This window comes from Flavobacteriales bacterium (genome assembly GCA_030584065.1).
GTDB lineage: Bacteria > Bacteroidota > Bacteroidia > Flavobacteriales_F > PHOS-HE28 > PHOS-HE28.
This window is the reverse complement of record CP129489.1, coordinates 622,078-634,705: the sequence shown is the minus strand read 5'-3', so window position 1 is coordinate 634,705 and position 12,628 is coordinate 622,078. Positions and strand designations below refer to the sequence as shown.

At 65.8% G+C, this 12,628-nt stretch carries 5 protein-coding genes; all 5 read right to left on the bottom strand.

What is annotated here, in order from left to right; genetic code table 11:
• Positions 1–38: 38 nt before the first annotated feature.
• On the bottom strand, positions 39–1,949 hold the full coding sequence (locus QY325_02710; protein ID WKZ66842.1) for a DNA topoisomerase IV subunit B: 1,911 nt from the start codon (positions 1,947–1,949) through the stop codon (positions 39–41).
• Between the two features lie 308 nt (positions 1,950–2,257).
• Positions 2,258–4,381: a M3 family metallopeptidase gene (locus QY325_02705; protein WKZ66841.1), complete on the bottom strand. Its 2,124-nt coding sequence runs from the start codon at positions 4,379–4,381 to the stop codon at positions 2,258–2,260.
• A 96-nt stretch (positions 4,382–4,477) separates the two neighbouring features.
• Entirely contained in the window at positions 4,478–7,444 is a 2,967-nt protein-coding gene (locus QY325_02700; protein ID WKZ66840.1) for a M12 family metallo-peptidase, read from the bottom strand.
• 94 nt (positions 7,445–7,538) lie between these two features.
• The gene (locus QY325_02695) at positions 7,539–8,018 is read right to left on the bottom strand and encodes a phosphohydrolase (GenBank protein WKZ66839.1); all 480 of its coding nucleotides are present in this window, start codon (positions 8,016–8,018) and stop codon (positions 7,539–7,541) included.
• Positions 8,019–8,106: 88 nt separating this feature from the next.
• The gene (locus QY325_02690; GenBank protein WKZ66838.1) at positions 8,107–12,381 is read right to left on the bottom strand and encodes a PKD domain-containing protein; all 4,275 of its coding nucleotides are present in this window, start codon (positions 12,379–12,381) and stop codon (positions 8,107–8,109) included.
• Positions 12,382–12,628 lie beyond the last annotated feature (247 nt).

The window sequence follows — 12,628 nt, the reverse complement described above, 5'->3', positions numbered from 1 at the left end:
TGCCCGCATGAAGGCACCGGCTATGCGCGCCCCCCTCCTCATGCCTCCTCCTCCACTTCCTCCAGTTTGCGTGCGATCACCTTCACGGGGTCGATTCCCTGCTGCTCCACCAGGTCCTTCTCCACCTTCAGGTTGCCGATGATGAAATCCTGGCGGCTGGGGGTGTTCTTGCCCATGTAGAACTCCAGCAGCTCATGCACGCTGGCGTCCCTGGTGATCATCACCGGCTCCAGGCGCATGTCCTCGCCGATGAAGTGCTTGAACTCGTCGGGGCTGATCTCGCCCAGGCCCTTGAACCGGGTGATCTCTGCGCCCTTGCCAAGCCTTAGGATGGCGCGCTGGCGCTCCTCATCGCTGTAGCAATACACGGTCTCCTTCTTGTTCCGCACGCGGAAGAGCGGCGTCTGCAGGATGTAGAGGTGGTCGTTCTTCACCAGGTCGGGGAAGAACTGCAGGAAGAAAGTCATCAGCAGCAGGCGGATGTGCATGCCGTCCACGTCGGCATCGGTGGCGATGACGATGCGGTTGTAGCGCAGCCCGTCCATGCCGTCCTCGATGTCGAGCGCGGCCTGGATGAGGTTGAACTCCTCGTTCTCGTACACCACCTTCTTGGTGAGGCCGTAGCAGTTGAGGGGCTTGCCCTTGAGGCTGAAGACGGCCTGCGTCTCCACATCGCGGCTCTTGGTGATGCTGCCGCTGGCGCTATCGCCCTCGGTGATGAAGAGCGTGGTGAGCTGCTTCCGCGGGTCGTCCTTCTTGGCGTCGGTGAGGTGGACGCGGCAGTCGCGCAGCTTGCGGTTGTGCAGGCTGGCCTTCTTGGCGCGCTCGCGAGCCAGCTTGCGGATGCCGCTGAGCTCCTTGCGCTCGCGCTCGTTCTGGAGGATGCGGCCCTGGAGCACTTCGGCCACCTCGGGGTGCTTGTGCAGGTAGTTGTCCAGCTCGCGGCCGATGAAGTCGCCCACGAAGCTGCGCATGCTCTGGCCGCCGGGCTCAATCTCCAGGCTGCCGAGCTTGGTCTTGGTCTGGCTCTCGAACACCGGCTCGATCACCTTCACGCTCACCGCCGCCACGATGCCCGTGCGCACGTCGCCGGCCTCCCACTCCTTCTTGAAGAAGTCCTTGATGGTCTTGGCCACCGCCTCGCGGAAGGCGCCCTGGTGGGTGCCGCCCTGCGTGGTGTGCTGGCCGTTGACGAAGCTGTAGTACTCCTCGCCGTAGTGGTTGGCATGGGTCAGGGCCACCTCGATATCGTCGCCCTTGAGGTGGATGATGGGATAGAGCGGCTCGCCGTCCATCTTCTCGGTGAGCAGGTCGAGCAGGCCGTTCTTGCTCTGGTAGCGGGTGCCGTTGCAGGTGATGGCAAGGCCCGTGTTCAGGTAGCAGTAGTTCCAGAGCAAGCGCTCGATGTGCTGCTCGCGGAACTGGTAGTGGCGGAACATCTCAGGGTCGGGCTCGAAGACCACCCGCGTGCCGTTGGGCTCGTCGCTCTTCACCAGCTTCTCGTCCTTGCGCAGCACGCCACGATCGAACTCCGCGCGCTTCATCTCGCCGTCGCGGATGCTCTCGATGCGGAAGTAGGTGCTGAGGGCGTTCACGGCCTTGGTGCCTACCCCGTTCAGGCCCACGCTCTTCTTGAAGGCCTTGCTGTCGTACTTGGCGCCGGTGTTGATCTTGCTCACCACGTCGATCACCTTGCCCAGCGGCACGCCCCGCCCGTAGTCCCGCACGGTCACCCGGCCGCCCTCGATGGCGATGTCCACCTTCTTGCCATGGCCCATCACGTACTCGTCGATGCAGTTGTCCAGCACCTCCTTCAGCAGGATGTAGATGCCGTCATCGTAGCTGCTGCCATCGCCGAGCTTGCCGATGTACATGCCCGGCCGCAGGCGGATGTGCTCCTTCCAGTCCAGCGACCGGATATGCTCCTCCCCGTAGTTCGTCTCGCTCATCTCAAAGGGCGGAACCTCAGCATTGGCGCGGGTTCCATGCAATGGGACGAAGTTAGGGCCGCTAGGGGCGCGGGATGCCGCGGAAGACGCCCCCCGTTATCCACGATCGATCGGGATTATCAACACGGCGGGGCCGGGTCCTCCCTGCCGGTAAAGCCTGCAAAGCAGCAACCTGCCCCCCCGGGGACCCTCGGCTTCCACCTGCCGCTGAGGCGTTTACTCTGCCCCTCTGGACATGCAGGAAAGGAATCCCGGACCGCATGGACCATTGCCGTCGGCTTTCGCTCGGCCCACGGAAGGCAGCCTGATCACTTCAACCCGCGCTTCACGAGGAGCGGCTCCACGCTGGGGTCGCGGCCGGTGAGGTCGCGGTAGAGCTCTGCTTCAGGCTTGCTGCCGCCCTGGCTGAGCACGGTGCGGCGGAACCGGTCGCCGTTGGCGCGGGTCATGCCTCCGTTCTCGGTGAACCAAGCGTAGGCATCGGCATCCATCACCTCGCTCCAGATGTAGGCGTAGTAGTTGGCCGCATACCCCGTCCAGGCATGGCTGAAGTAGCAGCTGCGGTAGCGCGGCGGCACCTGCGGCAGATCGAGCCCGTACTTCTTCAGGGCCGCCTGCTCGAAGGCGAGCACGTCCTCTACCAGTGGCGCATCGGCGGGCAGGCTGTGCCACTCCAGGTCGAGCAGCGCGGCGGCCAGGTACTCGGTGGTGGCATAGCCCTGGTTGAAGGTCTTGGCCTTGCGCAGCTTGTCCGCCAGGGCATCGGGCATCACCTCGCCCGTCTTCCAGTGCTTGGCGAAGCTGCGGAGCACCTCGGGCACCATCGCCCAGTTCTCATTCACCTGGCTCGGGAACTCCACGAAGTCGGTGGCGGTGGCAGTGCCGCTGAACTTCGGGTACTTCTGCGCGCTCAGCATGCCGTGCAGCGCATGGCCGAACTCATGGAAGAGCGTGGTCACATCATCCCAGCTCAGCAGGCAGGGCTGGCCGGCCGCAGGCTTCACGTAGTTGCAGTTCTGCGTGATCACAGGCTGTTGGCCCAGCAGGGTGCTCTGGTCCACGAAGCTGCTCATCCATGCGCCGCCGTTCTTGTTGTCGCGGGCGAAATAGTCGCCATAGAAGAGGCCGATGGTCTCGCCGGTGGTATCGATGATGTTGAAGACGCGCACGTCGGGGTGGTACACGGGCAGGTCCTTGCGCTCCTCGAAACGCAGACCGAAGAGCCGGTTGGCGGCGAAGAAGACGCCGTTCTGCAGCACGCTCTCGAATTCGAGGTAGGGCTTCACGGCCGCTTCGTCCAGGTCGAACTCAGCCTTGCGCACCTGCTCGGCATAGAAATCCCAGTCGAAGGCCTCCACCTGGAATCCCCCGCCCTGCTTATCCACCAAGGATTGAAGCTTGGCGGCCTCCTTGCGGGCGTTGGCGGCGGCGGCCGGCGCCATGCTACCCAGCAGCTTCATGGCCTGGTCAGGGTTCTTGGCCATCTGGTCGTCCATCACGTAGTGCGCCCAGGTGGCGAAGCCCAGGAGCTTTGCTTTCTGGGCCCGAAGCTGGGCCAGCCGCGCGATGATGGCCTTGTTGTCGTAGGCCTCGCCCCGGCTGTTGCGGCTGATGGAGCGCTTCATGATGGCCCTGCGCAGATCGCGGCTCCGCAGCTCGGCCAGCGCAGGCTGGGTGGTGGTGTTGCGCAGGTCGATGAGCCATTGACCCTCGTGGCCCTTGGCCTTGGCGGCGGCAGCGGCGGCTTCGATGCCCTCTGGGCTCATGCCTTCCAATTCGCCCCCATCCTTCACCACCATGGCCAGGACGGCCCGCTCCTTCAGGATGTTATCCTCGAATCTGGCGACGAGGTTGGCCTCCTCCTCATTGAGCTTGCGCAGCTGCTCCTTGCCGCGTGCATCGAGGAGTGCACCGCTGCGGACGAACCGGATGTAGTAGCGCTCCAGCAGGCGGGCGTCCTGTGCCTCCACACCGGTGGCCGGCTGATCGTAGAGGGCCTTGATGCGGACGAAGAGCTTCTCGTTGAGGGTGATGGCATCGCTGTGGGCGGCCAGCTTCGGCGCCAGCTCAGCCTTCACCGCCTGCAGGGTATCGTTGGTGGCGCTGCCTGTCAGGTTGTAGAACACCGCAGTGGCGCGGTTCAGGTCCTGGCCCGCCTTCTCCAGGGCCACGATGGTGTTCTCGAAGGTGGGTGCGGCCGGGTCGTTGGCGATGGCCTCGATCTCGGCCAAGTGGCGCTTCATCCCCTCCTCGATGGCCGGTCGGAAGTGCTCATCGCGGATGCGGTCGAAGTGCGGAGCCTGGAAAGGCAGCGTGCTGCGCTGCAGGAGCGGGTTGTTCGCGAGCATATCGGTGCGTTCGGGTTCGGCGGTCGGCGTACAGGAGGCCAGCAGTGCGATGCCAGCGGCGGCGATGGGCGTGAGGTGCTTCATGGGTGCGACGAAGGGCGCGCAAGGTAGCAGCGGCTGCGGCGCACGGCGTGGCGCATGCGGCGGTCCGCCGGTTCGTTGACGGGCGGTTGTGGCGCGCTAGGGCAGCTGCTCGACCAGGGTGCTGGTGGGCACGCTACCGCCCACATTGGTGAGAATGGGGTCACGGTCGTTGCCCTCGCCGGTATACTTCACCGTGCCATCCATGTTCACATCGGCGGCGTGATAGGCCGTCACCGTATTCGTGGGCAGGCTGCCGCCGATGGCGCTCAGGATCGGGTCGCGGTCGTTGTCCTCGCCCGTGTACCGAAGCGTGGCATCGGGATCCGCATTGCCCGCCCAGAGGGCCATCACGCTGCCCATGGCCTTGCGGGCGCCGGTCCCCCAGGCAGCAGTGGAGGCAAGCGTCAGGTCGACCGTTGCGGCTGTGCCGTTCAGCGCCACGCCGGCCGCCGTCATCGCGCCCAGGTGGTTGCGGTGGCGGATGGCCACGCGGTAGCTGCCGGCATCGGCGCAGAAGCCGAGCGGCGAAACGCCATCGGGGGCGGTGATGTCGCCATCGCGCTGCAGCAGGCCCGCCCGTGCCTCCACCACGCCGTAGGGCGAAGCGTTGGCCCGGAGCTCCACGAGCACCCAGTCGACGATCGCGTTCGCCCCTGTCGTGGCCAGGAGTCCGGCGCTCATGGCCGTGGGACCGGCGACGGCATGGCCCATGGCGGTGTACGGCTCCGTAAGCGGGATCAGGCTCAGCTTGCGCAGGCTGTCGGTCATCAGGCCCGTGGCGGTCCGGTACGGCCCCTCGAGGAAGGCGCGGGCAGCCACAACGGACCGCGGCACCGCTTCGCACGGCGCCTGCAGCGTGATGAAAACATGCGTGGCGGTCCATTCCGAAGCGCTCCCTTGGCTGCCGCCCGGCGCGCAGAGCGTGCGCACCTGGACATCGTAGGACGTGAGCGGGCTCAGGCCGGCGAGCGGATGGCTGTTCGTCAGCAGGCCGGCCACGGTGGTCCAGGTGCCGCTGCTCGAAGGCTTCCAGCGCAGGTCGTAGCCGCTGGCGCCCTGCACCGTCGCCCATGCGATCTGGGCGCTGTTCCAAGTGATGGCGCTTGAGCCCAGTCCCTGCGGCATCTGGCAGGCCTGAATCGCCCCGATGTACAGGAGGTAGCACTGCACTTCGCTGAAGGCACCACCGTAGCCGAACACGTGCACGTAGTAGGTGCCTGCCGCCGCGTTGGCATAGCTGATGCTCTCGTTGGCAGTGCCGCCGTTCTGCGAGATGGCCAGCTGCGCGCCGCCGCTGCTGAGCAGGCGCACATCGTAGTCGCCCGCCAGGCCGGAGAGCGAGATGCTGATGGTCGATGTCGCCGCCAGCGTGAACCGGTAGTAGTCCGCATCGCTCGTGCTGGCCACCAGCGCGTTGACGGAGGCCGGCAGCGTCACCACGGCGGCCGCCCCGGTGCTGTTGTTCGGCTCCAGCGCATCGGGGCAGGGCACCGGCGTGGAGAAGGCCTGCAGCGGGCTGTACGCGGAGGAGGAAGCGTTGCACACGCTCATCACCTGGAATTCATAGGCGGTGCCGGGCGTGAGGCCGCTGAGTCCATAGGTGGTGCCGGTGAGGCCGGTGACCGTGGTCCACGTTCCGGCGCCGACGGCCCTCCAGCGCAGGGTGTAGCTCGTTGCGCCCACATTGGCCCAGCTCAGCGTCGCCGCGGTCGGGGTGATGCCGGTGACGCTCACGGTGGGCGGATTGCAGGTGGTGCCGCACACAGCCAGGCAGGTGGCGCTGTTCACCCGGTTGAGGATGAGCGCCGCAGGCTGCGGGCCGAAGCCATTAGCGAACTTGATGGTGCTGCTGGTGAGGTGGCAGTAGCTCATGATGGTTCCGCCCACGCTGCTGGCCGGCAGGGGCCCCTGCGGGCAGCTCCCTTCCGAATAGCCGGCGGCCGGGCCGCAGCCGTCGATAGCCGTATTGTCGCCGTTCCAGGCGCAGGCATGGGTGTGCCGGCTGCCGAGGTTGTGGCCCGTCTCGTGCGTCACCACCTCCACGCTCCAGCTGTAGGTGGGCACATTCTGGTAGCTGGTGTTGATGCCGCTGTAGGCCATCCGCAGGTTGGTGCTGCTGCAAAGGGTGTTCAGCCAGGCGACGCCGCCATAGCCGCCCAGGTCGATCAGGTGGGCCAGGTTGCCATTGAAGCTCGTCCGCACCGTGCCGAACTGATTCAGGCGGCCGCTGCTGGAGGCGGCATCGTAGGGGCTCGCCGTGTTCCACACATAGAGCTCGCTGAGCAGCACATCCACGCCATCGTTGTCGTAGAGCGTGGCCATCTGGTTGAAGAGGCCGGTGGCGTAGGCGGTGACATTGGCCACGCTGCCCTTGTTCTGGTAGAGATCGTAGGCCGTCTCCCAGTAGATGCTCACGCACCGCGTTGACTTGGCAGTGCCGGGGCTGCGCAGCTCATCGCGCGTGTACCCGCGATCTGGCGGCGCCGCCGCGCACACGTGGCCGGAGGTGCCGCGCAGATCGCTTTCGCGATAGAGCACGTGCAGCGCGTCCTTCCCATCCGCGAAGCGGCCCAACACGCGGTCGTCGCCGGGATCGCCGATCACGCCCATCAGCTCATTGCCATAGATGCTGATGGCCGCCAGCGTTCCGGGGACGCCGCGCACCGCACCGCGGTAATGGAGGCCCGTGGGCACATCGGCCTGGCCATGCGTGGCCGATTCGCGCACCGAGAAACCCGGCGCCAGGATGTCCACGCGGAACAGCTCGAGCACCTCCATGCCAGCCGGCCCGGGCAGTTCCATCGCGATGCGCTCCTCGGGCCGGGCCATCAGCCTGGCCGCAGCCTCGGCATCATAGCGCAGCACGGTTGCAGCGCGCAGGGCGCTGCGCCAGCGGTCATCGGTGGCCGGCGATGCGGGTACCGCCTCCAGCAGGCGCACGGGCGTGAACCGCAAGCCGGCGGCGCGATCCTCCTCCACACGGGCGGCCACATGGCGCACGCGGTCCTGGGCACCGAGGAGCAGGGGGACGAGCAGGAGCAGCTGGAGGAGGAGTCGTTTCATGTGCGATGGATGGGGCGTCACCGCCCAAATTAGCGAGTGCCTCCGCCCGGGGCGGGATCGTTCGACGGACACCCTTGGCACGCTGCCGGGCGCCCTAACCGGCACGCCGGCCCTCCACGGGCAAGCTCATGCGCGCCTTGGCCTGCTCCACCAGCTTCTTCATCCGGTGATAGGCCGCCAGCTGCTTGTTGTACCGCTTCAGGTCGCTGGGGTCGAGCTGCTCCACGTGCAGCAGGTCCATCTTGTCGGCCAGGTCGTGGAGCTTCACGCGAATGGCGAGGTTGTCCTCCACCACGCGGTCGATGTACTGCTCGTAGGTCTCGTCCGGCACGCGCGTGATGTGCTGCAGCGCCTTGAGCACGCGCGGCGAGAAGCCCTTGCGCTCGATGTCGGCCAATGTCAGGTCAGAGCGCTCCAGCACGTCATGCAGCGCACCCAGCACCTGCTCATCGAAGTCGTGCCCGCGCATCATCACGCGCATCACATGCAGGATGTACGGCTTGCCGAACCGATCGGTCTGGCCCTTGTGCACCTTGGCCGCAAGGCGGATGGCGGTCTCCAGCAGGTGTTCCATGGGGGGAGGCGGGTCGAATGTAAGCCGGGGCCTTCAACGACGAGGCCCCTCCTTGCGGGAGGGGCCTCGCCATGGCATTCGCCAGCGATCAGCGCACCACCGGTACGCGCAAGGTGGCCTGTTCGCTGCCTTGCTGCAGACGCACGAACCACACGCCAGGCGCAAGAGCGGCAGCATCCATCAGCACGCGACCGGTCTGTGCAGCCACGCTGCGCTGCAAAGCCACGCGGCCGGTGGCATCGATCAATTCGATGCGAACGGCCTCGCCTCCGGCGAAGGCATGCACCACCACCACATGGGCGCCATCATGCCAGGCGCGCGCCTCCGCCGTGGTGCGGCCCGCCACTCCGGTGCTCAGTTCCACGGTCACCTCGGTGCTGGTTGACTCCAGGCAGCCGCCATTCTCCACGGCATGCGTCACCGTGTAGGTCCCGGGCAGGCTCCAGGCATGCACCGGCGATGCCTCATCGCTGCTAGCGCCGTCGCCGAACGACCAGTAGTGGCTGCCCTCGGCCAGCGTGCTCGTGAACTGCACCGGCGTTCCGACCGTGACCGTGGCGCTCTCCATGGTGAATGCCGGGTCGGGACCGGCGCTGGCGATGATATACGCAGCGGTCCAGGAGCAGGCATTGGCATCGGTAACCGTCACCGTGTAGCTGCCGGGCGCTGCGATGAGGAGCGGATCGGCGGAGCCGTCGGACCACAGCACATCGTAGGGCGCCACCCCGCCAAGGATCATCAGGTCCACACTGCCATCGGCCGCATCACTGCATGAGGCGGGATAGGCGTCGCCGATGCCCTCCAGCACGAAGGGTGCATTGATGGCGAAGGTCTGCTCCAGCTCCCCGCAGGCGCCGCCCGTCACGCGCACCCGGTAGCCGCCGGCATCGAGGCCGGTGAAGGCCGCCACGCCCTCCACGCCCGTCTGCGTCAGCAGGGCATTGCCGAGGTCATCCGTCCAAGTGACATCCACGGGCCCGCCGTTCACAACCACGGTGGCCTGGCCGTTGGGATCGGCTCCGCAGAGGGCATCCTCCACGTAGAGGGGCAGCGGTGCCGTGGCATGCAGGATGAAGCGAGCCTGTGTGTTCGGATCGGTGGCCTCCATCTCGAAGGCATACTGTGCGCCGTGCGGTAGGGGCGTCACCGTGCCGGTCGCCAGGTCCTCCAAGGTGATGCAGGTCAGCCCCAGGTCGCTCAGTTGCTGCAGCGAAATGACATAGGTGCCCGACACGCCGGCATCCACGCTCACGGGGATGCTGAAGCCCGCCTCCATGCCACCATGGGCATTGATGGCCAGTGCGCGGTCATCCGCAGTCAGCGTGGCGATCTGCGGGGCCGTGGGGTCGGCGAAAACGAACTTCTCCGCATCGTCGGCATCCAATCCCGGGCTGCCCTGGTGGAAAACCACCAAGGCCTCGTCGAAGTAGGCATTCATGCCGCTGCTGATGCGCAGTCGCAGGCCCGGAGCGGCGCTGCCACCGCTGCCGCCGAAAAAGCCGCCATCGTTCGAAGCCACCTTGGCACTCTCGCTCACCGTGGTGGCCACCGCTGGTCCATTGGCCTTCAGGAAGAAGCCCTGCATGCTCTGGATGGTGTTCGTGCCACCATTCGTGCCCTGCGCTAGGTCGATGTCCCAAACGGCTGTGTTGCCCGAGGCGGGGTCGTAGTAGGTTACGTAGTCCGCCACATCGGCGCCCCGCGCGATCTGGTCGAAGGCGATGGGGCTGGGCAGCGGATTGGCCACCAGGTTCCAGCCATCCACGGCAGGCGATCCGGTGTCGGTCCAACTCACCGGCAGGCTCACCGGCGTGGTGGCCACCACGGGCGCGTTGTTGCCCAGGTCGATCACGAAGGCCGCGGTGGTCTGCAGGTTGTCGCCGCACCAGGCCGCGAAGCCCTGGCCGGGGGTCAGCAGCTGCGTGTTGCTGCTCACGCCCTGAAGTCCATCGTTCTGGCCTGCTCCGGTATCGGTCTCGTCGTACCACCGGATGCTGGGCCAGGGGTTCCCGTTCACCGTGAAGCCGGGGAAGTGCGACCCGGGGAAGCCGGCGGTGTAGAAGTCATCGATGAAGTGGTTCACCCGGCGGTTCTGGATGGGGCTGCCCAGCAGGCGCCAATTCGTGGCCCCAGCGGGGATGTACCGCTCGATATTGAGGTTGCCGGTGTAGCTGGCGCCTGCGCTCATCTCGCCCAGGCGGCCGGTGGAGGTGGCGGTGCTGCGCAGCGTCACGGTTGCGCCGGTGCAATCGAAGTCGCCATCGTCGATCTGCAGCGTGCCGCGGATCTCCATGGTGCCGGTGACCGTTACGCCGCCGGTCATGCCCGCACGGAAATCCCAGAAGCTGGCCGTGCCGCCGAGCGCCAAGGTGGCGCTGGAGCCCTCGGTGACCTGGAACTCGCTGTTGTCCGCCGCGTTCAGCGTGCCTTGGATGGCGTTCGCGCCCGTGGTGGCCTTCAGGAAGCGGTTGGCATCGATGTTCAGGGTGGCGCCGCTCTGCACGGTGAGCGACTTGATGGTGGTATTGGCATCCACGGTCACCGCATCTCCGCTCTGCACCACCATCTCGCTGGCGTTGGTCCACACCGCCGGGCCTGCGGCGCCGGTGGGGGTATCGCTCCAGATGGGATCGTTCACGCTGCCGGTGGAGCGGCTGTAGTAGACCGGGACAGCGGAGGTGGTTACGCTGATCTGGTTGCTCAGGTTGGCTGAGGCGCATCCACCGGTCGCGCGGATGCGGTAGTGGTATGTCGTCACTGGGCTGAGACCCGTGACGCTCTCGGATGTCGCGCTTCCCGCGTTGAAGCCCTCATAACCGGCCACGTAGCTCTCCGGCCGCCCGGCGATGGCGATGTTGTCGATCGCGCTGGTGCCGCCCGCCGCCACCGTATTGCCCTGCGTGTCCGTGTTGCTCGTCATGATCCAGCGCAGGAACAGTTGCGGCTGATCGCTGCACGCGCCCGGCAAGGCCACGTTGGTGAGCACACCGCTGGTCCAGTTGTTCTGCACGGTCACGCTCGAGCCAGGTACCAGCGTCCAGGCACCGCCAGTGCCGATGCGGTACTCCACCTGCCAGTCGCGCGGCCCGGTGTTCGAGGAGCGCTGCGCGCTGGAGAGCGTCAGGTTGAAATGGCCCGCGGTGCTGATCTCGGCCACCCAATACTTGGCGCCGCTGCCCGAGTTCCAGCCGGAGCCGGTGGCGGCGCTGGTGGCACTGGAGGCAATGGGCACGTACGTGATACTGCCCGTGCCCCCCACGGTGGTGAGGGTGGCTGCGCTGTTGGCGCCGATGCCGCCATCGGCCACGTTGTTGTCCGGGTTATTGGGGAAGTCCCAAGCGGCCACGGTCACCGGTGTGGGGTCCAGGAAATCGCTGTAGCGGCTGATGTCCAGGAAGTAGGTGGTTGCCCCGATGTCGTCCCAATTCGCATCGAAGCCGCTGGTGGTGATGGACGTGGCTGCGGTGGCCACGGGATCCACGAGCGACTCATTATCGTTCACAGTTACCGTGCGGCTGCTCGGAGTACCCACGAAAGGGACCCCTTGACCTCCGCTGAGGTTGGCCAGGCCGAACGTGAGCGCATCGGTGCCGTTGCAGAGCAGGTCATCCGTCAAAGTCAGGGTCACGGTCTTGCTGGATCCATCGTTCGCGGCCCAGTTCACGGTCTGGCTGCTGAAGCCGTTCACCCGTGCGGCATTGCCGGAGCTTAGCACCACATCCACGCTAGTGGCATTGGTGGTGCTGAAATCGGCAATGCTCACCGTGAGGTTGGCGGTGCCATCACCCTCGTTCACCGTAAGGTTGGAACCGCCGAAGAAGACGGATGTGTTCGTGGCTGCGGGCGTCACGGTTCCACCAATAGCGAGGTCATTGCCCGTGAGCCGTCCTATAGCGAAGGTGCCGGTCCCTGCAGATGCGCCCCAGCCGTAAAGCCGAATCGTTATGGTGGTCCCGGAGGCGACGTTCTGCAAGGCACTGATGCCTGTCAGATCGATCTGGGCCTGGGCATTGCCGTTGGTGGGGTTCGTGGTATAGCTGATAGCGGCTCCGATGTTCGTTCCCGCCGTGCTGAAGCCATCCAGGCTGTATTGCCATTGGAATGCATTGGGACCCGTACTGGAACGGCGGAAGTTCGCGTCAAGCGTGGACAAGGAGACCTGATAGCCCGCTTGGGCACCGATGGTGAACTGCAGGTACTCAGAGTTGGTAATCGCACCCGCGAGGGTGGCATTATCCCACGCGGTTGCACTGAATGCATCCGCCAGCGAGCTTCCATTGATGCCAGACCCGCGCGACAGCGTGGAGGTGTTCAGGTTCGCATTCAGCGTGGTGGCATTCACCGTGGCCTCGTTTCCATTCAAGCCATTGCATTCCCATGCTACAATCTGTGCCTGAGACGCTGACGAAACGAACAGTATGCCGGTCAATACCGCTAGTGTCTTCCTGAGCGTAATGGGCTTCCTCATATCACGGGTTTTGGTACCGGCAGGGCAGCCGGCGGGGGGATTCATTTCAGGCGCGCCAAGGTAACCGTTCGACCACACTGCGCACATCGCCCTGTTGATAACTGGGGCACTATCCCAGGGAGGCCATGAAAAGGCGGCGGCC

What these genes read in the sequence shown, in the direction of transcription:
- QY325_02705 (WKZ66841.1), bottom strand. Translation starts at nt 4,381, where the DNA reads ATGAAGCACCTCACGCCCATCGCCGCCGCTGGCATCGCACTGCTGGCC.
- QY325_02710 (WKZ66842.1), bottom strand. Translation starts at nt 1,949, where the DNA reads ATGAGCGAGACGAACTACGGGGAGGAGCATATCCGGTCGCTGGACTGG.
- QY325_02695 (WKZ66839.1), bottom strand. Translation starts at nt 8,018, where the DNA reads ATGGAACACCTGCTGGAGACCGCCATCCGCCTTGCGGCCAAGGTGCAC.
- QY325_02700 (WKZ66840.1), bottom strand. Translation starts at nt 7,444, where the DNA reads ATGAAACGACTCCTCCTCCAGCTGCTCCTGCTCGTCCCCCTGCTCCTC.